Annotated in this window: 19 protein-coding genes and 1 other RNA gene; 7 read left to right on the forward strand and 13 right to left on the reverse strand. The window is 64.8% G+C overall.

The window, feature by feature from the left end:
- The first annotated feature begins 91 nt into the window (after positions 1-91).
- Positions 92-949, forward strand: a complete 858-nt coding sequence (locus tag ASF90_RS11285) for a pirin family protein (RefSeq protein ID WP_055849776.1) — start codon at positions 92-94, stop codon at positions 947-949.
- A 33-nt stretch (positions 950-982) separates the two neighbouring features.
- A complete protein-coding gene (locus ASF90_RS11290) occupies positions 983-1,408 on the forward strand; it encodes an OsmC family protein (RefSeq protein WP_055849778.1) in 426 nt (141 codons plus the stop codon).
- 143 nt (positions 1,409-1,551) lie between these two features.
- Here ASF90_RS11290 and ASF90_RS11295 read toward each other — a convergent pair whose 3' ends face one another.
- The 3 genes from ASF90_RS11295 to nfi form a co-directional block, all read right to left on the reverse strand.
- Entirely contained in the window at positions 1,552-2,013 is a 462-nt protein-coding gene (locus ASF90_RS11295; RefSeq protein WP_055849779.1) for a hypothetical protein, read from the reverse strand.
- A gap of 250 nt (positions 2,014-2,263) precedes the next feature.
- Complete coding sequence (locus tag ASF90_RS11300) at positions 2,264-3,154, reverse strand: pirin family protein (protein ID WP_055849781.1); 891 nt, start codon at positions 3,152-3,154, stop codon at positions 2,264-2,266.
- A 151-nt stretch (positions 3,155-3,305) separates the two neighbouring features.
- Complete coding sequence (nfi, locus tag ASF90_RS11305) at positions 3,306-4,013, reverse strand: deoxyribonuclease V (RefSeq protein WP_055850398.1); 708 nt, start codon at positions 4,011-4,013, stop codon at positions 3,306-3,308.
- Positions 4,014-4,116: 103 nt separating this feature from the next.
- On the opposite strand from nfi, the gene gpmA reads away from it, so the two are divergent.
- The 5 genes from gpmA (at position 4,117) to ASF90_RS22140 (ending at position 9,748) form a co-directional block, all read left to right on the forward strand.
- A complete protein-coding gene (gene gpmA, locus ASF90_RS11310) occupies positions 4,117-4,866 on the forward strand; it encodes a 2,3-diphosphoglycerate-dependent phosphoglycerate mutase (RefSeq protein ID WP_055849782.1) in 750 nt (249 codons plus the stop codon).
- Between the two features lie 137 nt (positions 4,867-5,003).
- Positions 5,004-5,321: a hypothetical protein gene (locus ASF90_RS11315; protein WP_055849784.1), complete on the forward strand. Its 318-nt coding sequence runs from the start codon at positions 5,004-5,006 to the stop codon at positions 5,319-5,321.
- A gap of 269 nt (positions 5,322-5,590) precedes the next feature.
- The gene (locus tag ASF90_RS11320) at positions 5,591-7,693 is read left to right on the forward strand and encodes a M13-type metalloendopeptidase (protein WP_055849786.1); all 2,103 of its coding nucleotides are present in this window, start codon (positions 5,591-5,593) and stop codon (positions 7,691-7,693) included.
- Positions 7,694-7,997: 304 nt separating this feature from the next.
- Entirely contained in the window at positions 7,998-9,560 is a 1,563-nt protein-coding gene (locus ASF90_RS11325) for a phospholipase D family protein (RefSeq protein WP_055850399.1), read from the forward strand.
- A 112-nt stretch (positions 9,561-9,672) separates the two neighbouring features.
- Positions 9,673-9,748, forward strand: a non-coding RNA gene (locus ASF90_RS22140) — sX9 sRNA.
- Positions 9,749-9,752: 4 nt separating this feature from the next.
- On the opposite strand, the gene ASF90_RS11330 is transcribed toward ASF90_RS22140, so the two are convergent.
- The 10 genes from ASF90_RS11330 to ASF90_RS11375 form a co-directional block, all read right to left on the reverse strand.
- Positions 9,753-10,073 (reverse strand): hypothetical protein, encoded by a 321-nt coding sequence (locus ASF90_RS11330; protein WP_055849788.1) that lies wholly within the window; start codon positions 10,071-10,073, stop codon positions 9,753-9,755.
- Positions 10,074-10,359: 286 nt separating this feature from the next.
- Positions 10,360-11,487 carry a chemotaxis response regulator protein-glutamate methylesterase gene (locus ASF90_RS11335; RefSeq protein WP_055849789.1) on the reverse strand — a complete coding sequence of 376 codons (1,128 nt, stop codon included), beginning with the start codon at positions 11,485-11,487 and terminating at the stop codon, positions 10,360-10,362.
- Complete coding sequence (locus ASF90_RS11340) at positions 11,484-12,290, reverse strand: protein-glutamate O-methyltransferase CheR (RefSeq protein ID WP_055849791.1); 807 nt, start codon at positions 12,288-12,290, stop codon at positions 11,484-11,486. Before ASF90_RS11340 ends, ASF90_RS11335 begins: the two co-directional genes overlap by 4 nt.
- 4 nt (positions 12,291-12,294) lie before the next feature.
- Positions 12,295-13,578, reverse strand: coding sequence for an EAL domain-containing response regulator (locus ASF90_RS11345; protein ID WP_055849793.1), 1,284 nt, complete (start codon positions 13,576-13,578; stop codon positions 12,295-12,297).
- Between the two features lie 25 nt (positions 13,579-13,603).
- Entirely contained in the window at positions 13,604-14,119 is a 516-nt protein-coding gene (locus ASF90_RS11350; protein ID WP_055850401.1) for a chemotaxis protein CheW, read from the reverse strand.
- 10 nt (positions 14,120-14,129) lie between these two features.
- A complete protein-coding gene (locus tag ASF90_RS11355) occupies positions 14,130-16,283 on the reverse strand; it encodes a methyl-accepting chemotaxis protein (protein ID WP_055849795.1) in 2,154 nt (717 codons plus the stop codon).
- Between the two features lie 66 nt (positions 16,284-16,349).
- Entirely contained in the window at positions 16,350-18,368 is a 2,019-nt protein-coding gene (locus tag ASF90_RS11360) for a chemotaxis protein CheA (protein ID WP_055849797.1), read from the reverse strand.
- A gap of 18 nt (positions 18,369-18,386) precedes the next feature.
- Positions 18,387-18,716: an STAS domain-containing protein gene (locus ASF90_RS11365; RefSeq protein WP_055849799.1), complete on the reverse strand. Its 330-nt coding sequence runs from the start codon at positions 18,714-18,716 to the stop codon at positions 18,387-18,389.
- A 451-nt stretch (positions 18,717-19,167) separates the two neighbouring features.
- Positions 19,168-22,635 carry a transcription-repair coupling factor gene (mfd, locus tag ASF90_RS11370; RefSeq protein WP_055849801.1) on the reverse strand — a complete coding sequence of 1,156 codons (3,468 nt, stop codon included), beginning with the start codon at positions 22,633-22,635 and terminating at the stop codon, positions 19,168-19,170.
- A 575-nt stretch (positions 22,636-23,210) separates the two neighbouring features.
- Entirely contained in the window at positions 23,211-23,753 is a 543-nt protein-coding gene (locus tag ASF90_RS11375; RefSeq protein WP_055849802.1) for a GNAT family N-acetyltransferase, read from the reverse strand.
- Positions 23,754-23,850 lie beyond the last annotated feature (97 nt).

A 23,850-nucleotide genomic window follows, 5' to 3' on the forward strand; every position in this document is an offset into this window, starting at 1 on the left:
TTTGGAACGATCGGTTGCAACCGTCGTGGTTGGGCGCTGCAGCACGCGCACCCATCATTGGCGCACCGACACGCTGCACAGGGACAACGCAATGAGCACCACCACCACGACCGCGGCGCATGTGCTGCGCACCATCCGCGGCATGCCGACCTCCGACGGCGCCGGCGTCAAGCTGACCCGTGTCATCGGTACCCAGCAGCTGCCGGATCTGGACCCGTTTCTGATGCTCGACGAGTTCGGCACCGAAAAGGCCGAGGACTACATCGGCGGTTTTCCGAGCCACCCGCATCGCGGCTTCGAGACGGTGACCTACATGCTCGACGGGCGCATGCGCCACAAGGACAACCACGGCAACGAAGGCCTGCTGACACCGGGCAGCGTGCAGTGGATGACCGCCGGCCGCGGCCTGATCCATTCGGAAATGCCGGAGCAGGAATCCGGGCGCATGCGCGGCTTTCAGCTATGGGTGAACCTGCCTGCGCGCGACAAGATGACCGAGCCCAAGTACCAGGAATACGCGCCCGACCATATCCCGGTGGCGCAGCCTGCGCCCGGCGTGACGGTCAAGGTGATTGCCGGCGCCGTGGGCGAGGTGATCGGCCCGATCGTGCAACCTGCGACCAGCCCGGTGTATCTGGATATCGCCCTGGCACCGGATACGGCGTGGGATTACCTGCTGCCCGGCGGACACAACGCGTTTGCGTATGCGTTTGAAGGCGACGTTGCAGTGGGCGAAGGCGATGCTTCGCGCACGCTGCCTGCGCAGGAACTGGCAGTGCTGGGCGGTGGCGAGCGGTTGACGCTGCGCGCTGGTGGGCAGGGCGCGCAGCTGATTCTGGTGGCCGGCCGCCCGCTCAACGAACCGGTGATGCGGCATGGCCCGTTCGTGATGAACACCAAGCAGGAATTGATGCAGGCGTTCGTCGATTTTCAGGAAGGACGGTTCTAACCGTGTCCACCTCATACAGCGCAGGAGAGTGTCATGAGTGACCGCCCCGTCCATGTCAGTACCGAAGCGGTGCCGTACACCGTCACCATTCACGACGGGCAGCACCGCTGGGTGGGCGATACCCAGCCGGCAAACGGCGGCACCGATGCCGGGCCGGATCCGGAGTCGCAAGTGCTCGGGGCGTTGGGCGCGTGCACCGCCATCACGGTGTCGATGGTGGCGGCACGCAAACAGTGGCCGTTGACGGCGGTGCACGTGCATCTGCATTACACCCAACGTGGTGCAGCAGGCACCGACATCAGCCGTGAGATCGTGCTCGAAGGCGCACTGGATGACGCGCAACGCGCGCGCTTGATGGAAGTGGCCGATAAATGCCCGATCCATCGGCTCTTGACTGGCGAGGTGCGTATTTCCAGTCGCTTGCAGGCGGCGGAAGCTGCCGGCAACCCCGCGGCCTGAGTGTGTCGAGCGTCACCGCATCTCGTCTGGATGCGGTGACTCGCGGCCATTAGTCAGGCCACCAGCACGGCAGGCGCTAAACTGCCGCGCAGCTACTGCGCGATGCACGCGCGGCATCACGCCACGCAGCGACCCGCGTTGCCTCAGCGCTGCAACGCAAGACTGGCCGGCTGCAGGTCCATCGCCTGCACCAGCGATTGCATCGAGGCGAGTTCTTCGGTGCTGGCACCGTCGATCCAGAGTTGTGCGTAGCGCTTCTTGCCCAGTTCCACCACGGTGACGCGGCGCGATTCCATGCCCGGAATCTCGCGGCCGCCCAGATCGAGCTTGTACCAGTAGAAGTCTTCCTGCTGGAGCTGGCCTTTTTCGGCACGGCGGTCGCGGGCCAGGGTCATTGCCGGGTCGCGGGTGGTGAGCATCACGCCAACCACCTGGCGGCCGTCGGCGGTGACCGCCTTGCAGACCAAATAGTCGGCACCGGCCAGCTCGTTCCACTGCAGTCCCGACGCGGGCGGCAAGGGCGGGCAGACCGGCGAGGTTTGGGCGTGGGCGGTTGCGGCGGCCAACAGCAATGACAGGCCGAACAGGCAGGATGCGGACTTCATTCAAGTGTTCCCCGGCGATGGATGACAATGCGGGGCGACGTCGTCTTTTCGTGCCGCTGCACCGTCTCAAGCTCCCCGCTCGAGCGTGCCGTCCACGCGACGTGCTCCGACTACGGAGATATCACTATCACAGTTTTGTGGGCGTTCTCAAGATGGGTCGCATCCCTGGCTGGCATCGCTTGTGTAGCGGGGCACCTCCGTTGCGAGACCTGGTGCGGTTGTGTTCGCCACACCAAATTCGCGCATGGTTTCAGGGGTAATTGACCGGGTTGGGTGCCGGCGTTTCGGGCAGCGGAATGAATTCCTTGTCGTCGCCGGGAATGTTGCCGAAGCGCCCGGCCTGCCAGTCGTCCTTGGCCTGTTCGATGCGCTCCTTGGAGCTGGACACGAAGTTCCACCACAGATGACGCGGGCCATCCAGCGGCTCACCGCCGAGCAGCATGGCTTTGAGCGGGGTCTTGGCGCGCAGGCGCCCACGCGCGCCGGGCGAGGGCACGATCAGGTGGCGCGCCGGCACGTCGGCACCATCCAGTTGCGCCTCGCCTTCCAGGATGTACAACGCGCGTTCGGCGTGCCCGGTGTCCAGGTCGATTTCGGCATCCGGGGCCAGATCCAGCGCCACATTGAGGGTGCCGCTGAACACCTGCACCGGCGATTCTTCGCCATAGGCGCGGCCAGCGATCACCCGCAGCCACACGCCATCGCGGCGCTGCTGCGGCAGGCTGGCGGCGGCATGGTGGTGGAAGGCCGGTGCGGTTTCTTCGGCCGAGCGCGGCAGCGCGATCCAGGTCTGCATGCCATGCAGCGCGTGTTCGCGCGCGCGCTCGGGGCCGGGCGTGCGTTCGGAGTGGGCGATACCGCGGCCGGCGGTCATCCAGTTGACGTCGCCGGGGCGGATCACCTGATCCGAGCCGAGCGTGTCGCGGTGGCCGATCTCGCCCGCCCACAGGAAGGTCACGGTGGCCAGGCCGATATGCGGATGCGGGCGCACGTCGATGCCATGGTCCGGCTCCAGCACCGCCGGGCCCATATGGTCGACGAACACGAACGGGCCCACGCTGCGCGCCTGCAAGGTGGGCACGGCGCGACGCACTTGCAGCCCGCCGATGTCGTGGACGCGTGGGGCGATCAGAGTTGTCATGGCGGTGGCTCGTGACGATGGGAGCCAAAGCTTCGCATGCACGCGGCAGCCTCGCAGTGCCGTCGATCAAGACGGAATGTTCTGCGTGCGCCGCCGCGATAGTGCAGCGGTGGCGAGATCGACTGCACGGCGCTGGCGCGCTGGATCGGTGTTACAGCAGGCTGGCCTGTACAGGCAGATCGATCTCGCCACGCCGCGATGCCAGCCGATCGGCCAGGCGCGTGGGTTCGGGCAGGCGATAGCCGCGCAGCGTGCGCAGGGTCCAGTCGAGCGCGCCTTGCATCGAGACGCGATGCCCGGGCGAGACGATCAACGGATTGCAGCGCGGCTTGCTGCGCAATGCCCAGCCGATCTGCAGGCCGCCGAGCAGGATGCGGCTATGCGCGCCGCGCTCCGGGCCGGGGTCGACAAAGCTGCCGGCCAGCCGCTGCTTGGCCACGCCGATGCTCGGCAAGCCGGTCACCACGCCGAAGTGCGCGGCAATGCCGAGCTTGCGCGGATGCGCGATGCCCTGGCCATCGACGAACACCAGATCCGGCGTGCGAGACAGCAGTGCCAGCGCCTGCAGCAATGCCGGCAATTCGCGGAAGCTGAGCAGGCCAGGCACATACGGCATCGAGGTAGGCACGCGCGCCACATGCGTTTCCAACGGAAGCAAGGTCTGCGCATCCAGCAGCACGGCTGCGGCACGCGTGGTCTGCCCATCGTCTTCAAAGCCGACATCGAAGCCGGCCAGCAGCTGCGGCGGTGCGACGACCTCGTCCTGCAACACCACGCGGTGTGCCAGTTGCTGCTGCAACTGTCGCGCCTGTGCGGCGCTGCCGTCCCAATCGGCGAATACGGGAGCGATGTTCGACATGGTCGCAGCATCGCGCGCCGCACGTGGGCGGGTCGTGCACGCCAGCGATGCGCTGGCTGCCGCTACAATCGCAGGTTGATCGGCCCCCAATCGGAGAACCGTAGTGACCCGCAAACTCGTACTGCTGCGCCATGGCCAGAGCCAATGGAACCTGGACAACCGTTTCACCGGCTGGGTGGATGTGGAACTCACCGAGCAGGGCCGCCAGGAAGCCACGACGGCCGGCAAGCTGATGAAGGACGAAGGGCTGCAGTTCGATGTCGCCCACACCTCGGTGCTCAAGCGCGCCATCCACACGCTGCAGGGCGCGTTGAAGGAGCTCGATCAGGACTGGCTGCCGGTGTCCAAGAGCTGGCGCCTCAACGAGCGCCATTACGGCGGCCTGCAGGGGCTGGACAAGGCCGAAACCGCGGCCAAGCACGGCGAAGAGCAGGTCAAGATCTGGCGCCGCTCGTATGACATCCCGCCGCCGGCGATGGACGTCAACGATCCGGGGCACCCGTGCCACGACCGTCGCTATGCCACGCTGGATCGCAATGCATTGCCGGGTACCGAGTCGCTGGCGACCACGCTGGTGCGCGTGTTGCCGTACTGGCACGACGCGATCGCGCCGCAGTTGAAGGCCGGGCAGACCGTACTGGTGACCGCGCACGGCAACTCGCTGCGCGCGCTGTACAAATACCTCAACGCTGTCTCCAACGAGCAGATCCTGGAGCTCAACATCCCCACCGGCATTCCGTTGCTGTTCGAGCTGGACGACGAGCTGCAGGTGCAGAGTTTCCGTTACCTGGGCGACCCGGAGGCGGCCAAGCGCGCTGCCGAAGCGGTGGCCAATCAGGGCAAGGCGAAGTAGACCTGTTCCTAATGCCGCGCACGCATGCGCGGTGTGGAGTGTCCACAGCGCGGCTAGCGCGCTGCGGTGATTCGATCCGGTACGCCGGGTGCTGCGTGGATCAGCGCCCGGCGTATCACGTATGCAGGGACGACAGGATGTCTGCCAGACGTAAGCACCAGCAAATGAGCGCCACCTACTGCCGCGCCTATCTGGTCACGGTGGGGATATTGCTGGCAGGCGCCAGCGCCGCATTCGGGACGTTGGCCGCTGGTAGCGTCTCCAGCAACGCCTTGTTGGTGGCGCTGCTGATCTGTGTGATTGGTGTGGTGTTGCTGGCGTTCGGGTTGTTCGGGCCATCGCCGCAGATGGAGGCGTGGGCCGATGCGGCATCCGGGCATGAGGTAGCGCTGGTACTCATGCTGTTGGCGTATCCGGTGTACCTATTGATGGCGCCGTTCTACGCGCGGCGTTGACTGCATGCGATGGTGCTTGATGCTTGAAGCAGCGTGTTGCGGCGTCGGTGACGGACGCGCACGCAGTGTGTGGTTGCAATGACTTTCGATAAAGCGCGGCAGCGGACGTTAGGGCGTTGCGGTGCCGCTGCAGTGATCTGGTGCGGCCGGTTACGGAGTCACTGACGATGATGCGAGCGCTGTTTGATGCGCCTCCTTTCGCCAGCGAATCCTGGCGGGCTGCCGACTTTTTTCGACCGCGCATGCGCGGTCATGCCTTGGAGAATTGAATGAAGTTGAGCAAGTTCGCACCGCTGTCGCTTGCGGTGGCCATTGCGGTCACGCTGTCGGCCTGTGGTGCCTCCGAGGACACCGCCAAGGCAGCGCCGGAGGCCAACCGGACCGCGCCGGCGCGTGTGGATGTCTCCAAACTCGACGCGCCGATCGTCGCGTTCGGCATCAACGATCTGGATCCGGCCATCAACGCGTGCCAGGACCTCAACGGGTTCGTCAACGCGAAGTGGCTCAAGGCCAATCCGGTGCCGTCCGATCGCAGCAGCTGGGGCAGCTTCGAAGTGCTCGCCGAGCGCTCGTTGACCATCCAGCACGCGCTGGTGGAGCAGTTGGCGCGCGGCAATCTGTCGGCTGGCTCGGTGGATGCCAAGATCGCCGACCTGTGGCGGACTGGCTCGGACGAGGCCGCCATCGATAAGGCCGGCATCACGCCGTTGCAGCCGCAATTGAAGGCTATCGATGCGCTGACCGATGCGCCTGCCATCGCGGCGTGGCTGCGCGACAGCTACGCGCAGGGCCAGGGCTTCATGTTCTCGTTCGGTGCCAATGCCGACTACAAGAATTCCGAACAGATGATCGCCTATGCAGGACAGGGTGGTCTGGGCCTGCCCGAGAAGGGCTATTACACCGATCCGGCGCAGGCCAAGATCCGCGAGCAGTACGTGGCCTACATCGCGCGCGTGCTGGAGCTATCCGGCATTCCCGCCGCGCAGGCGGCCACGCAGGCCAAGGCGGTGATGGCATTCGAGACCCGGCTGGCCGCCGCCTCGCTGTCGCGCATCGAGTTGCGCGACCCGGCCAAGCGCTACAACCCGGTCGACGTGGCCGGTGCCAACGCAGTGACGCCGCACTTCGATTGGCAGGCGTTCTTCAAGGCGCTCAAGGTACCAGCCGGCACCTTCTCACTGAGCCAGCCGGGCTACTTCGCCGAGCTCGATGCGATGTTTGCAGACACACCGGTGGAGACCTGGAAGGCGTACCTGCGTTTCCACAGCATCGACGAGGCGGCGCCGTATCTGGCCAAGCCGTTCGAGCAGGCCAACTTCGATTTCTATTCGAAAACGCTGCGTGGCCAGCAGGACATGCTGCCACGCTGGAAGCGCACCTTGAATGCGGTCAACGAAGCGATGGGCGAGGCGCTGGGCCAGCTGTATGTGCAGTCCGCATTCCCCGCCGAATCCAAGGAGCAGATGCAGCAGCTGGTGCAGAACCTGTCGGCCGCCTTGAAGGCACGGCTGGAAAAGCTGGACTGGATGAGCGCGGACACCAAGCAACGCGCGCTGGAAAAATGGGCCAGCTTCACGCCCAAGATCGGCTATCCGGATCAATGGCGCGATTGGTCGGGCCTGGAGACGCGCGGCGATGGATTCCTGGCCAACATGCAGGCTGCGCAGGCATTCAACTATCGCTACATGCTGGACAAGATCGGCAAGCCGGTCGACAAGCGCGAGTGGCATATGACCCCGCAGACGGTCAACGCGTACTACAACGCCACCCGCAACGAGATCGTGTTCCCGGCGGCGATCCTGCAGCCGCCGTTCTTCGATCCCAAGGCCGACCCGGCGCTCAATTACGGCGGCATCGGCGCGGTGATCGGCCACGAGATGATGCATGGCTACGACGACTCGGGCAGCCAGTTCGATGCCAAGGGCAACTTCGACACCTGGTGGACCGACGCGGACCGCAAGCTGTTTACCCAGCGCACCGATCAGTTGGTGGCGCAGTTCGATGGCTATGAAGCGATCCCCGGTGAGCACGTCAAAGGCAAGCTGACGCTTGGTGAAAATATCGGCGACCTGGGCGGCCTGACCGTCGCCTACGATGCCTTGCAGATGGCGCTGAAGGCGCAGCCGGAGGCCAACAAGGACGTCGATGGCCATACCCAGGATCAGCGCTTTTTCATGAACTGGGCAACGGTGTGGCGTCGCAACTTCACCGATGGCGAACTGCGTGTGCGCTTGAACACCGACCCGCATGCGCCGGCGAATTTCCGTGCCAATGGCGCGCCGTCGAACATGCCGGCGTTTGCGCAGGCGTTCAAGTGCAAGCCCGGCGATGCGATGGTGCGTGCGGACAAGGATCGCGTGGCGATCTGGTAAGCGCAGGTGTTTGAACGATTGCGCCCGCCTGTGTGTGCGCAATCGTTTCCTGATCGCGGCAGTGATCAAGCGGTCGCTTGTTTGCCGTGCCGACATCAACCGTCAAGGTGGGCCACAGAATATGTCGGCGGAATCGGTGCTTGCTCGTCGGCGCAGAGGTGGCCTGGCAGCAGTCGCAGCGATGGCCTCCAACGCAAAACCGCTTGTTTTGCAGGGTTGTTGAGCTCGCTTGCGTGTCAGCCTCTGCACACGCAGCTCGCTGTGCAGCATCTACACTGCGGCGCTGGCAATTCCGGGCCCGGCAGTGACCAAGCGTAACGTCTTTAAATGGACCGGCATCGGCATGCTGGTGTTTGTGCTGGGCAGCGCGCTGTCGTTGTACGGCTATGGCCGTTTTGCCGATCGCCAACGCGGCCCGGTGAGTCACGCGTTACCGGCGACCGCCGTGGCGACACCGATCGACCGGGTGGTTGCGCCGTTGCAGCACGCGCATGCCGACCAGACCGGAATGGTGATCCTGTCCGACAACATCGATGCATTTGCGGTGCGTGCGCTCACCGCGCGTGCGGCCGGGCGCAGCCTGGACCTGCAGTACTACATCTGGCATGCCGATTTCACCGGCAATCTGTTGCACAACGAGCTGCTGCGCGCGGCCGACCGCGGTGTACGCGTGCGGTTGCTGCTGGACGACATGAATATCCATGGCAGCGATTCGGTATTGGCGGCGCTCGACAGCCACCCGATGATCGAGATCCGCCTGTTCAATCCCACCCGCGCGCGCGAAGGCACGCTGATGCGCGGCGTAGAGATGGTGCTGCGCATGTTCAGCATCAACCGACGCATGCACAACAAGGCCTGGATTGCCGATGGACGCATTGCGGTGGTGGGTGGGCGCAATGTGGGCGACGAATATTTCGATGCCGCGCGCGATACCAATTTCATGGACATGGACGCGGCCGTGATGGGGCCGACGGTGCAGCAGGCCGAACGCAACTTCGATGCGTACTGGAACAGCCCGAACGCCTTGCCGCTGGCCGCGCTGGTGACCGCAACGCCGCAGGCACTGGAAGCGCTGCGTGGCAGCCTGGATGCCGGTATGGCGTCTGCACGCGCGCATCCGTATGTGGAGCGCTTGCGCCGGTCGCCCAGCGTGCAGGCCTTGATGCAGGGCGACCGCCCGGTGCATTGGCTTGCCCATGCGCGCATCGTGTCCGACCCGCCGGAAAAAGCCGATGGCGCCCAGCCGCAAGCGGACTGGATGACGCCGGTGTTGATCGGCGAAATGGCGCATGCGCAGCGCGAGTTGAAGGTGATCTCGCCATACTTCGTGCCGGGCGATGAGGGCATGCGCTGGATCGGCGATCTGCGTCGGCACCAGGTGCGCGTGAACATCCTGACCAATTCGCTGGCGGCAAACGATGTGGTGGCCGTGCACAGCGGTTATGCCGATTACCGCGTGCCGCTGCTGCAGCAGGGCGTGCGCCTGCATGAGCTCAAGCCGATGGGTAAGCCGGACGGGAGTCTGTTCGGGTCCAGCGGCGCCAGCCTGCACACCAAGGCGTTTGTAGTGGACGACACCAGTGGTTTCATCGGCTCGTTCAACCTCGACCCGCGCTCGATGAATCTCAATACCGAGATGGGCTTGCTGTTCGAAGATCGCACCGTCACCGCGGAGCTCGAGCGCCTGTACAACCACAAGGTCAGTGCGCCGGTGAGTTACCGGGTCACCCTGGAACAGGACGCGCTGCGCTGGCACGACGATGCCGCGCAGCCGCCGCGCATCTGGACACGCGAGCCGGAGGCCAGTGTCTGGCGCCGGAGTGCGGCGAAGGTGCTTGGGTGGCTGCCGTTGGATTCGCAGCTTTAAGACTTGCCGGCGCATGCGCGAGTAGCGCATGTCGAACGCTTACGGTGACGTGTTGCGGCTGACAAACGATTCCGCTCACCGGCAGGCAGGCGCGCCCGGCGCTCGCTACGGCATGTACCGCTCGTACATGCCGGTCATGAGCGCGCTTTCCACACCCAGCTAACGATGGCTCGCTACGTGGTGTTGCCGCTCTTAATGCAGGCGGTGACGGAGAGTGTTGTATTCCACGCTCGCCTGCGCATCACCAACGGCGCGATGCGCATCGGGCGGCGCGAGCAAGGCTGCACGCGCCTGTGCCCAGTCGGGGCGAAGCTCTGCTTGTGGGCAGTGCATGGCCGGCACTTGTTGCAGATGTGGCTGGTCGCAGTGCGCGTCCTCGATGCCATAGGCAGCGGGTGCTACCAATCCAGCACAGCGGATGTTGGCGCCTGCTTCGATCACGGGGTCGACAATGACCGAGTCCACACTGACCGGATCGATAAACGGACCGTCGTTGAGATCGCGCGTCGTCATGTTGCACCTCCGGTCCCGGGACGGGGATACCGCCGCCTCGGGTGACCCGCGCAATGCTGGGCCTTCAATCAAGTTAGCGGCAGCGACGGCGGATCTTTAGGTTGCCTTGCACGCCAATACAGCGGCGGTGTGGCCTGTGGCTGGAAGACAGGGCCTGCGTGGCGGACACCGGGATACCGCGTTTGCCGCAGTCTCCGTACGCCGCTAGGTGGCGCTTGCGCAGGTTCGTCTGCCACGTCGATGCCCACGGGCTGCAGGCGGTGCCGGTGGGCTTGCGGGGTCGCGCCTACTGCAGCTGCGTCACGATCTCCCGCGCCATCGCGCCCAGCGGCAGGATGCGGTCCGCACCGCCGCGCTTGATCGCTTCCTTGGGCATGCCGAACACGATGCTGGTGTGTTCGTCCTGCGCCACCGTGCGTGCGCCGGCCTGGCGCATTTCCAGCAAGCCGGCGGCGCCGTCGTCGCCCATGCCGGTCATGATGATGCCGAGCGCATTGCTGCCGGCCGCACGCGCGGCGGAGCGGAACAACACATCCACCGACGGGCGGTGCCGGTTGACTGGCGGGCCTTCCAGTACTTCGACGAAATATTGCGCGCCACTGCGGCGCAATAGCAGATGTTTGCCGCCCGGTGCGATCAACGCGCGCCCCGGCATCACGCGATCGTTGTTGGCGGCCTCTTTCACTGCGATCTGGCACAGACCATTGAGGCGTGCGGCGAAGGCGGCGGTGAATTTCTCCGGCATGTGCTGCACGATCACGATGCCCGGGCACACGCGCGGCAGGGCCGTGAGCACTTCTTCCAGCGCCTGGGTGCCGCCGGTGGAGGTGCCGATGGCGACGATGCGCTCGGTGGTTTGCGATAGCGCACGCCCGCTTTGCGCTGGCAAGATCACGTCGGCGGTGTGTTTGACCTCCGCTTCCAGCGGCACGGCAGTGACGCGTGCGGCCAGGCGCTTGACGTTGGCGCGTGCGGCGCTGCGCACGGTGGCGACCAGCTCGTCGGCCGAATCGGTGAGGAATTGCTTCAAGCCCAGACGCGGTTTGGTCACCACCGCCACCGCGCCGGCGGCCAGCGCATCCATGGTCACGCGCGCGCCTTTTTCGGTGAGCGTGGAGCAGATCACCACCGGAGTGGGGCGCTCGCTCATGATCTTGCGCAGGAAGGTGATGCCGTCCATGCGTGGCATTTCCACGTCCAGCACGATCACATCCGGCCACTGCTGGCGCATCTTTTCGATGGCCAGCAAGGGGTCTGCGGCAGTGGCGATCACCTCGATGCCGGGGGCGTCGTTAAGCACGCCTACCAGGACCTGGCGCACCACCGCCGAATCGTCGACCACCATGGCCTTGATGGTGTTGGGATTGGTGACGGGGCGATTGAACGCTGTGGACACGGTGGATCCTTGGTTCATGCCTTGCGGAAAATCGAAGGTGCCACCTGGACCAGATCGATGTCCAGTTCGCTCAGGCTTTCGGAATGCCCAATGCAGAAATGCCCGCCCGATTTGAGGGTGGCAAGTACGCGCAAGATGACTTCGCGCTTGGTCTGCCCATTGAAATAGATCATGACATTGCGCAGGAAGATCGCATCGAAGCTCCCCAATGCCGGCAGTGCAGTGTTGAGGTTGGCATGCACGAACTGCACACGGTCGCGCAGGCGGCGTTCTACCAAGAGGGTGCCGGCATACTCGCCCTGGCCGCGCAGGCAGTAGCGCTTGAGATACGGCTGCGGAATGCCGTCGATGCGTTGCAAGGCGTAATGCCCGGTGCGCGCCTTGGCCAACACGCGCGTGCTGATGTCGGTGCCGACCACCTCGAACGGGCGGCCTTGCAGCGTATCGTCCAGCACCATCGCCATGCTGTAGGCCTCTTCGCCGCTGGAACTGGCTGCGCTCCAGCAGCGGAACGGCAGCCCGCCGCGGTGCTCGCCGGCTAGTTTGCGTAGCAGGTCGAAGTGCTTGGGCTCGCGAAAGAAATAGGTTTCGTTGGTGGTCAGCAGGTCGATCGCGGTCTGGATCTCCTCGCGGTCCTGGCGGCTTTCCAGCAACTGCAGATACTGCGTGTAGCTACTGAACTGATGTTCGCGCAGACGCTTGCCCAGGCGGCCGCACAACATGGCTTTTTTGCCCGACGAAATGCTGATGCCGGCAGCTTCAAAGATAAAACGCTGGAAGCGCCCGAACTCTTGTTCGGTAATGGCGGTGGCGGTATTCATCGGCTCAGGCCACATCCGCATCGCTGGGAAGCGTGGTGTCGCTCAATCGGGCGATGCGCACGGCATGTTCGCGCCACCAGTCCGACAGCATCGGCCCTGGCATCGGCGAGGCCATCAGATAGCCTTGCGCCAGGTCGCAGCCCAGCTCGCGCAGCAGGCGCCAGTCGTCCGGGGTTTCCACGCCTTCTGCCACGGCGGTCAGGTCCAGGCGATGGGCCAGTTCCAGCGTGGATTCGAGCACGGTGCGCTGGCTGCGGCTGCGATGCGCGGCCTGCACGAAGCTGCGGTCCAGCTTGAGTTCGGTGAACGGGATGCTGGCCAGGCGTTGCAGCGACGAGAAGCCGGTGCCGTAATCGTCGATGGACAACCCGAAGCCATGCAGGCGCAAACGCGCGAGCATGCTCAACGCATTGGCCGGTTCCACGATGGCGCTTTCGGTGAGTTCCAGCACCAGGTCCGCCGGACGCAGGCCGTTGTCGCTCAGCTTGGCGCACAGTTGTTCGAGAAAATCCTCTTCGCCGAGCAGCCGCGGCGACAGGTTCAATGCCAGGGTCAACTGGAAGCCTTCGTTGCGCCAATCCACCAGTTGCGCAATCGCCTTGTCGATCACCTGTTGGGTCAGGGCGTGAATCAAACCTTCGCGCTCTGCCAGCGGAATGAAGCGGTCCGGCCCGATCATGTCGCCCTGCGGGCGGCGCCAGCGCGCCAGTGCTTCCACCCCGCGCAAGCGGCCGTCTTTCAGATCGAGTTTGGGTTGATACGCCACGCGGATTTCGCCGCGCCGCATCGCGCGATCCAGACGCGAGGCGGCAGCGCCGCCGCTGGACATCAACGGCGAAACTGCCGCTTGCACGAAGGTCGGCACACTGGCGCTGGATTCGGGCTCGCATTCCAGCACGGTGGCCAGGTCCTGCAGGTTCATCGGTTTTTCGATGCCGCCCAACACACGCACGCCGGCGCTGCGGCTGAGCTGCATCACCGCATCGATCAGGGCACCGCCGCGTTGCGACACCACCACCACCGGCACGTTGTGCTGGCCACGCGCCAGCGCATCGAGCAGTTGCACACCGTCCATGCCCGGCATTTCCAGGTCGATCAACAACAGCGAGGGCGCGTTGGCGTGGACTAGCCAGGCCAACGCAGCGTGGCCATCGACGGCACCATCGACCGTGCTGGCGCCGAGCTGGCGGCACAAGGCCATGGCGTGTTCGCGTTGCACCACGCTGTCGTCGACCACCAGCACCGGGCCGGTGAGCGTGCAGTTGCAGGAGAGAAGGGCGGGGCGCATGGGAATCCTTGCTTGCATGCGGAAGTCAGGCCGCCAGCGGGGCGGCGGGGAGCTGGGCGAGCGCATCGCGGCCCAGCACGGCATCGGCATCGAGCAGGATCACGAAACGCTCACCGATCTTGCCCATGGCCTGGATGAAATCGCGTGCGATGCCGGCACCGAAACTGGGCGGCTCGACGATATCGGCCGGTGCGATCTCCAGCACTTCGCTGACCGCATCCACCAGCAACCCGAGCACCAGGTGCGCATCGCCCTGCGCAATCTCCACGATCACGATGCAGCTGCGTTTGGTGATCGCGCTGGCGTCGCGGCCGAAGCGCTGCTGCAGATCCACCACCGGCACGACTGCGCCGCGCAGATTGATCACCCCGCGCAGTGCCGGCGGCATCATCGGTACGTCGGTGGGCGTGCGGTATTCGATGATCTCCTTGATCCCGAGGATGCCCAGGCCGAACATGTCCCCGCCCAATAAAAAGGTCAGGTATTGCTGCGGTGCCGTCGGCGACGGTGCGGTGCTGCTGGCGGTGTTGTGCGCTTGCATGGTGTGCACCTCAGAAGCTGGCGAACTGCGACTCGTCGATGGCATCGGCAGTTGCCGCCACCATGCCGATCTGACGCACGTTGGTCCGTCGTGCCGGTGCACTGAGCGCCGTGGAGTGGCTGGCCTGCACGACGCGTCGCGGGCCGCTCTTGCTGCCTGAGCCAGCGCTGCGGCCGCCCGTGCCCAGCCGGAAGAAGCCCATCAGCTGCTGTAGCTGCTCGGCCTGCGCACTCATTTCTTCGGAGGTGGCGGCCAGTTCTTCGGCATTGGCGGCGGCCGACTGCGTGGTCTGGTTCAACTGACCCACCGCGGTGTTGATCTGGCTGACGCCGGCGGTCTGTTCTTCGGAGGCTGCAGCGATTTCCTGCACCAGGTCGGAGGTGCGGCGGATCGACGGCACCATCTCACCCAAGACGCGGCCGGCGCTCTCGGCCAGCTCCACGCTGGAGCCGGCCACTTCGCCGATCTCGTGCGCGGCGATCTGGCTACGCTCGGCCAGCTTGCGCACTTCCGCAGCCACCACCGCAAAGCCCTTGCCATGCTCGCCGGCACGCGCCGCTTCGATGGCCGCGTTGAGCGCGAGCAGATTGGTTTGATAGGCGATGTCGTCGATGATGCCGATCTTCTTGGCGATGTCCTTCATTGCCACCACGGTAGCGCGCACGGTGTCGCCACCGTCGGCCGCTTCGCTGGCGGCCTTGGCGGCCATGCTGTCGGTGACGCGGGCGTTCTCGGTGTTCTGCGCGATGGAAGCGGTCATCTGCTCCAGCGAGGCGCTGGTCTGTTCCACGCCGGCAGCCTGTTCGCTGGCAGCCTGGGCCAGGGCCTGCGCGGTGGCGCTGACTTCTTCCGATGCGCTGGCGAGGTTTTCGGCGTTGCGATTGACCTCATCGACGATCTCGGTGAGGCGGGTCATGGTGGTGTTGACGTAGCGCTGCATGTCGGCGAATGCGCCGTCGTAACGGCCTTCCACGGTGTGGGTGAGGTCGCCATCGGCCATCGCGCCCATCACCTGGATCACCTCGGAGATGCTGCGCAGGTTGCCGCGTGCACACTCGATGGTGTCGTTGATAAAGGCCTTTTTACCGGGTAGCCGCGCCAGCGGCGCATCGAAGTTGCCGCGGCCGAATTCGGCCACCACCCCCATCGCCAACTTCTTGACCGCGATATGTGCGCCAACCATCTCGTTGATGCCGGTGGCCATGCTGCGGAAGTCGCCATCGAAGCGGGTGCTGTCGATGACCACGTCGATATCGCCGGCTTCGTGTTCGGCCGACATGTGATTGATCTCGGCGATCAGTCCGGTGAGGTTGCCGCGCACCTGATCGATGGTGTCGTTGATGAAGCGCTTCTTGCCTGGCAGCAACGGCAGTTGTGCGGTGAAGTTGCCGCGGCCGAACTCGCCGACGCAGGCGATGGCCTGCTTCTTGACGGCGATGTGGCCAGCCACCATCGCATTGATGCCTTCGGCCATGCGACGGAAGTCGCCGGTGAAGCGCTGCGTGTCGATCACCACGTCGATATCGCCGGCATCGTGTTCCACCGACATGCGGTTGACCTCGGCGACCATGCCGGTGAGGTTGCCGCGGATCTGGTCCACCACCTCGTTGATGAAGGCTTTCTTGCCAGGCAGGCGTTCCAGCTCGGCGGCGAAATTGCCGCGGCCGAATTCGGCCACGCAGGCCATCGCCTGCTTTTTCACCGTGATATGGCTGGCGACCATGCGATTGATGCCATCGCCCATGGTGCGGAAGTCGCCGTCGAAGCGCGCCACATCGATGCGTGCGTCGATTTCGCCGGCATCGTGTTCGCGCGAGACGCGATTGATCTCGTCGTTGACGTGGCGGATGCCGCTTTGCACTTTACGCAAGCCGCGCAGCACGTCGCCGGCATGCTCGTCGCGTGTCTGCGGCAGGGCGACATCGAAGTTGCCACGCGAGAAGGCGTCCAGTGTGGTGGTGGCCAGGTCCAGCGCACCGCTGGCGATGCGGATCGCCCACATCAGCAGTGCACCGCTGATGAGTGCTGCAACGATGCTGGCGCCGAGCAGGGCTGCATGCGACAGCGTCAGCGCAAAGCCGGCGACGATCACGAGGACGGGCAGGGCCACCGCAAGTGCGGCGGTGAACCATAACTGGGTGGCGATCGGAAGACGGTGTGACATGGCGAGAGTTCCTGGGGTCAGGTAACAACGAACGAGGCGGGTTGTAAGGAGCGAAACTGCGAATGCTCAGGCCGCCAGCGCGTCCTGGTTGGGATGCAACTGCTGAATCAGGCTGGGCACATCCAGGATCAGCGCGACATCGCCGCTGCCCAGGATGCTGGAGCCACTGATGCCTTTGACCTGTGCGAACACCTTGGACAACGGCTTGATCACGGTCTGCCATTCGCCCAGCAAGGTGTCCACGACCAGGCCGAAGCGTTGTGCGCCCTGGCGGATCACCACGATGCTTTCGCGTGCCGGCGTCCTGCCGCCGAGGGCGAACAGTTCACGCAGGCGCACATACGGCAGCACGCTGCCGCGCAGGTCGATGTAGTCGCTGGCGTAGTCGGGCGTGAACTCCACGCATTCCTCCACCACATCCAGCGGCACCACGAACACGGATTTGCCCACGCCCACCTGGAAGCCGTTGATGATGGCCAGCGTCAGCGGCAGGCGCACCGAGATGGTGGTGCCCAGCCCTGCAGCGCTGTCGATCTCGACCGTGCCGCGCAGGGCGGTGATGTTGCGTTTGACCACATCCATGCCGACGCCGCGGCCGGACAGGTTGGTGACCTTTTCTGCGGTGGAAAAGCCCGGTTCGAAGATCATCGCGAACACTTCGCGGTCGCTGAGCTGGCGGCCGGGTTCGATCAGGCCGCGCTCGAGCGCCTTGGCCAGGATGCGGTCGCGGTTCAAGCCACCGCCGTCGTCGGTGATCTGGATGACGATGCTGCCGGAGTCGTGATACGCGTTGAGGCCCACGGTGCCGCGTGCGGGTTTGCCGTGTGCCACGCGCACGTCCGCCGGCTCGATGCCATGGTCCATCGCGTTGCGCACCAGATGCGTCAGCGGGTCGCCGATCTTTTCCACCACCGACTTGTCCAGTTCGGTGTCTTCGCCGGCTACCACCAGCGCGATGTCCTTGCCGAGTTCGCGCGCCACATCGTGTACCACGCGCTGAAAGCGGCTGAAGGTGCCGCCGATCTTGACCATGCGTAGCTGCAAGGCGCTTTCGCGCACGTCTTCCACCAGGCCGGCCAGGATCGAGGCCGATTCGAGTAGTTGCGCATCGCCGGTACGCTGCGCGTTGGCGTTGGTGCTGCTGACGGCAATGATGAGTTCGCCGACCAGATCGATCATGCGATCGAGCTTGTCGGCATCCACACGGATCGAGCGCGCATCGTTGTTGCGTCCGCCCGCGTCGGGCGCGGTGCGGGCCGGCGCCGATGCGGCGTTTGCAGCGTTGGGCACGGCGGCAAGTACGCTGACCGGCACGGCGACAGCCACCGGCTCGCTGATCAGCAGCATGGAGGTGTCGGCTGGTGCAGGCACTGCGGCGATATCCAGATCGCAATCGTCGCGGACGAATTCGAACACCTCTTCGATCGCGGCGCGGTCGGCATCGCTGCGCAGCAGGATCTGGAAACCAAGGTAATTGGCTTCCGGGTCGAGGTCTTCAAACCGTGGCAATTGGCTGTAGTCGGTGCCGATCGATTCCACCGAACCCAGGCCGCGCAGATTGCGGATCAGCTTGAGCGGCGAGTTACCGAAGCGCAGTGCGTCGGCGAAAAGTTTGAGCGAGATGCGCCAGTAACCGCTCTGTTTTTCAGGCGTGCTGTACTGGATGGCGGCAGCGGTGACGCCGCAGGCGCTGCTTTGCAGATAGGTCTGCAGCTGCGCCAATAACGGTTCGGCTTCGGCAGCCAGCGCATCCGCATCGGCATGACTGGGGTCGGCGGCAGTCTCCACCAATGCATGGATATGATCGCAGCACACCAGCAGCAGCCCGATCAGTTCCGAGCTCAACGTCAGCGCTTCATCGCGCACCAGATCGAGCACGCTTTCCACCACATGGGTGAAGCCGACCAGCTGCGGCAGATCGAATAATCCGCCCGAGCCCTTGATGGTGTGCGCGGCACGGAAGATCGCATTGACCGCATCCGGCGACGACTCGCCACGCTCGGCTTCGAGCAGATGCCGTTCCATGTCTTCGAGCAGGTCCCGGCTCTCGGCCAGAAAGGTCTGCATCAGCTGGTTCATGTCCATGCGCGCGTCACCCGTCCGTTAGTGAATGTGTTCGCCGAGGCCGGCAACCGCATGCGGGTACAGCGCTTCGAGCAGGCCGAGCAGTTCGATCACATCGACCACCGCACGGCTGGAATCGGTCAGCGAAAACGGCCGTCCATCGGCCTGGATCGCCTGCTTGGTGGCCAGCAGCAATTGCAGGCCTGTGGTGTCGATTTCGCTCACTGCCGCCAGATCCAGATGCACTCCACCCGGATGCGCCAACGCCGGCTGCAACAGCGGCTTGAGTTCGGCGGCGCGACGAATCGTCATCTCGCCCTCAAGGGCAAGCGTCAACGGCGCGGGCAGATCGGGAGATGGAGTGTTCATGGGTGCCTCAAGCGATGGCGCACGCTGGGTGCGATGACGCGGGGGGAAAGTCGCGGTGACATGGATCTGCGTGGCGTGCTCTGCACACAGGGTCATGCCGGTCTATGCAGGTATCGGCGCCTCGCTGGAATATTTAGGCCAAATTCAGTCGAATGACGTAAATGTGAAATCTTCTAGCAGTTCTGAAATTAACTGCTCAGGTTTGTCGCAAGCAGGCTCATAAGGCGTTTGTCCCGGACAGTCCCGGGACAACGCGCACGTGTTTCAAACACGGCGGAGCAGTGCGAATCGAGCAAGGGCAAGGGCTGCGAGCCCATTGCGTGTGACGCAGATTGGCGCGATATCGGAGACGTCTCGCGCACACGCCATGCACGCAGGTGATGCTCACCTGCGTGCATGACGTGGAGTGCTGTCGAGTCTGTTGCGACGCCGCTAAATGCGGCGTTGCGCTTCAGCCCGGTGTCAGTGCGGCCAGCAAACCACGTGCGGCGTTGAAGCGGTCTGCGCCTTCGGGCATCGGCAACTTGATGCGCAGTTTGTCAGGGCCATCCATGGTGTAGATCTTCGGCTGCTTCTGGATCATCTGGATGACGGTCATCGGGTCGATCGACGGCTTGGCTTCGAACACCAGACGCCCGCCGTTTTCGCCCAGATCCAGCTTGCGGATCCCCAACGCATTGGCCTGCAGCTTGAGCTCGGCAATCGCGAACAGGTGCTTGACCGGATCCGGCAGCAAGCCGAAGCGGTCGATCATCTCCACCTGCAATTCGCGCAAGGCATCGGTGTCGCGTGCACTGGAAATGCGCTTGTACAGCGTCAGGCGCGTATGCACATCGGGCAGGTAATCCTCGGGAATCAGCGAGGCCACATGCAGCTCCACTTCGGCGCCGCGCGCTTCTTCGCCGGCATCCAGATCGGGCAGTTTGCCTTGGCGAATACTGCGCACCGCGCGCTCCAGCAGCTCGGTGTACAGGCTGAAACCGACCTCGGCCATCTGGCCGCTCTGGTCTTCGCCGAGCAATTCGCCGGCGCCGCGGATTTCAAGATCGTGCGTGGCCAGCGTAAAGCCTGCGCCCAGCTCGTCCATCGAGGCGATGGCTTCCAGGCGCTTTTCTGCATCGGAGGTCATCGAGCGCCGGTCCGGCACCACCAGATACGCGTAAGCGCGGTGATGCGAACGGCCCACGCGGCCGCGCAGCTGATGCAACTGCGCAAGACCGAAGCGATCGGCGCGGTTGATGATGATGGTGTTGGCGTTGGGAATGTCGATGCCCGATTCGATGATCGTGGTCGACAGCAACACGTTGAAGCGTTGCTTCTGGAAATCCAGCATCACCCGTTCCAGCTCGCGCTCGGGCATCTGCCCGTGCGCGATGCCGATACGCGCTTCCGGCACCAGTTCGGACAGATCGCGTTGCATGCGCACGATGCTTTCCACATCGTTGTGCAGGAAGTACAGCTGGCCGCCACGGCTGAGCTCGCGCTGGAATGCTTCGCGCAGCAGCGTGTTGTCCCAGGCGGTGATGAAGGTCTGCACCGCCAGCCGGTTGGGCGGTGGGGTGGCGATGATGGACAGATCGCGCAAGCCGGCCATGGCCATATTGAGCGTGCGCGGAATCGGCGTGGCGGTGAGCGTGAGCAGATGCACGTTGGCGCGCATCGCCTTGAGCGCTTCTTTTTGCCGCACACCGAACCGTTGTTCCTCGTCGACCACGACCAGGCCCAGATCCTTGAACTTCACATCCGGCTGCAACAAGCGGTGCGTGCCGATGATGACGTCGATATCGCCACTGGCGACCTTCTCCAGCTCGGCCTTGATTTCCTTGGTGCTCTTGAAGCGCGACAGCACTTCCACCTTCATCGGGTAATCGGCAAAGCGGTCGCGGAAATTGCGGTAATGCTGTTCGGCCAACAGGGTGGTCGGCACCAGCACTGCGACCTGCTTGCCGGCACTGGCCGCAGCAAATGCCGCGCGCACCGCGACCTCGGTCTTGCCGAAACCGACATCGCCGCACACCACGCGGTCCATCGGCTGGCTGCTGCCCAGATCGCGCAGCGTGGCGTCGATGGCGGCGAGCTGGTCGGTGGTCTCTTCGAACGGAAACCCGGCTGCAAACGGCTCGTACATCGCACGGTCCACCTGCAGCGCCAGGCCGGCGCGCGCGCGGCGGCGGGCCTGGATTTCCAGCAGTTCGGCAGCCACGTCGCGCACCTTCTCGGCGGCTCTGCGCTTGGCCTTGGTCCATTGCTCGCCGCCCAGCGAATGCAGCGGCGCGGTCTCGGCCGATGCACCGGAGTAACGGCTGATCAGATGCAACTGGGCCACCGGCACATACAGCCGGTCGCCCTTGGCGTATTCGATTTCCAGAAACTCGCCGGGCATGCCGCCGGCATCGAGCACGATCAGCCCGCGGTAGCGGCCCACACCGTGGTCTTCGTGCACGATGGGGGCGCCTTCGGACAGCTCGCCCAGGTCGCGAATGATCGCTTCCGGCTCACGCCCGACCCGGCGCGTGCGGCGCGGTTGGTTGGCCCGCTCGGGAAACAGCTGGCGCTCGGTCAGTACCGCAATCTGCGGGTCGTCCAGCGCAAAGCCGTCTTCCAGCGCTGCCACCGTGATGCCGAAACGCAGCTTGGTCGCCGCCAGGAAGGCGGGCACATCGGCCACGACATCCGGCTTGAGCTGGGCGGCGGCCAGCACTTCCATCAAGGCTTCGCGGCGGCCTGCCGAATCGGCGGCGACCAGCACACGGCCCGGGTAGTGGCTCAGGAACGAGGCCAGTGCCTGGCCAGCCGGCGCGTCTTTTGCCGCAACCGGCAGCGGCGGCAACGGTTGGTCGCCGAGCGCGGCGGCCTCGTCGATGCGCGCATGGTCGCTGGCCCACACCTCGATACGCGCCAGCTTGTTGAGCCGCTCGCGCAGCGCATCCGGCGATTGATACAACTCCTCCGGCGGCAGCAGCGGGCGCTCCACATCGTGGCGGCGCTGTTCGTAGCGATTCTGCGCCTGCGCCCAGAACGTATCGGCGGCGTTGGACACGCCAGTAGCGATCAACGGTAGCGCGCGCTTGTCCAGATAATCGAATAGCGTGGCGGTCTTGGCGAAGAACATCGGCAGGTAGTACTCGACCCCCGACGGCGCCAGGCCCGATTTGAGATCCTGGTACAAGGCGCTACGCCGGGTATCCACATCGAAGCGTTCGCGCAGGCAGGCCAGCACGCGTTCGACGCTGGCATCGTCCATCGGGACTTCGCGGCCGGGCAACATCTTGACCGCGCCCACCTTGTCCAGCGAACGCTGCGATTCCGGGTCGAACACGCGGATCGAATCGATGTCTTCATCCAGCAACTCCACGCGCAGCGGCGTGGTTTCGCCCATCGGAAACACGTCGAGCAACCCGCCGCGCACCGCAAAATCGCCTGGGTCCATCACCTGCGGCACGTTGCGGTAACCAGCGCTTTCCAGGCGGCGTTTTTCCGCATCCAGATCCAACCGCTGGCCGACCTTGAGATCGAAACTGCCGCCGACGATGTAGCTCAGCGGTGCCAGCTGCTGCATCAGGGTCTGCACCGGCACGATCACCACGCCCTTGCTCAGGCCGGGCAGGCGATGCAGGGCAGCCAGGCGCTGGCTGATGATTTCCGGGTGCGGGCTGAACTGGTCGTAGGGCAGGGTTTCCCAATCGGGAAACGGCACCACCGGCAGCGTCGCGTGCTCACCGAGCAAGGCGTGCAGATCGGCTTCGATCTGATGCGCGCTCTGGTTATCGCGGGCGATCACCAGCAGCGGGCCGGCATGCGCCTCGGCGGCGCGGGCGATCGACCAGGCCAGTGCAGTCGGAGAAGACGGAGAGCGCCAGTAGGCGCGGAGCTGGCCAGACTTGGGCAGCGGCGGCGAGGGATAGGTAGGCTGCGGCATCAGTCCGCGATTTTATCAGAGCGCCTGCAGTGCCCGGTCCATCTGGCGTGAAAGCTTGTGTTGGCTCGTGCGCGGAGAGCTTCGCCAAGTTCTGCTGGCTTGTTGCTGTCGTTCTGGTGACTGGCCGATTTTGGAGCAACCGTTGAGCAGGTCGAAGGCGCGGTGCCCTCACCGTTTGCGGGACACGCCGTGAATCCGTCCATGGAGGCTCGGTGGCGGCATCCATGCCGCTACACGGTCCCGCAATCGGTAAGGACACCGCGCCAGCACGTTGGTCGGCCGTCTGAGGAGGGGCATCAGACCGCAGGCGGCTTTTTTGGTCCCAGTATTGGTTCGGTAGGCCGTCAATAGGACCGCTCACCGCCCCTGGCTTGAACCATGCACACCGACGATCTCGACTGGTCCTTGCCCGCCTGCCGGCGCGGGACCTTACGCGGCGTGGATGCCGCGTAAGGGCCTACAGGGACGTACTTGCGGCGTGTCCCGCGCTGGTAGGCGGGCAAGGGCCCTGCAACCAGCAAGCACCGAAACGGCCTTTAGCGAATCCCCAATCCCGACTCCCCAATCCCAGCCCCTCAGGCATCCAGCTCCAGCACCATTCGCACCAATTCCGGCGAATCCGGGTGCGCCTGCGGCTTGAAGCCCAGCGATTCGGCCAGCTGCAGCATCGGGACGTTGCTTTGCAGCACGTCGCCGAACAGGCAATCCAGATACTTGCGGCGCGCCCACTTCACCAGCTTGCGCATCAATTGCCGGCCCAGGCCCTGGCCGGCGACGAAGCTGCTGACCAGGATGGTGTATTCGGCCTGGCGGGTGCCCGGCACCAATGCTGCGCGCGCCACCGCACCGACCAGGGCTTCGCCCGGGGGCAACTGCTCGGCGGCGACCAGCACGATCTCGGTCTTGGGGTTGGGATGGGTCAGGCGCTGCACCATCTCCGGGGTGATTTCGGCGGAGGAGCGTACGAAGCGCGCGCGGATTTCCTCCGGTCCCAGCAGGCTGAATGCCCCTTGCAGCGGCGGGCCGTCCTCGGGACGGATCGGGCGGAGCAACAGGGTGCGGCCATTGGGCAGGCTGAAGTTTTCATGCCAGGGAGGCATGCGATTGCGAATGGCCATGACCGGTGTTCCTTAAAGATCGGAAGATTCTGGCACCAGCCCGGCGCGCAACCATGAATGAATCCGGTGCGCCGCTGAGGGCCATCAAGGGGTGGCA

It is taken from the genome of Xanthomonas sp. Leaf148 (assembly GCF_001423585.1).
GTDB lineage: Bacteria > Pseudomonadota > Gammaproteobacteria > Xanthomonadales > Xanthomonadaceae > Xanthomonas.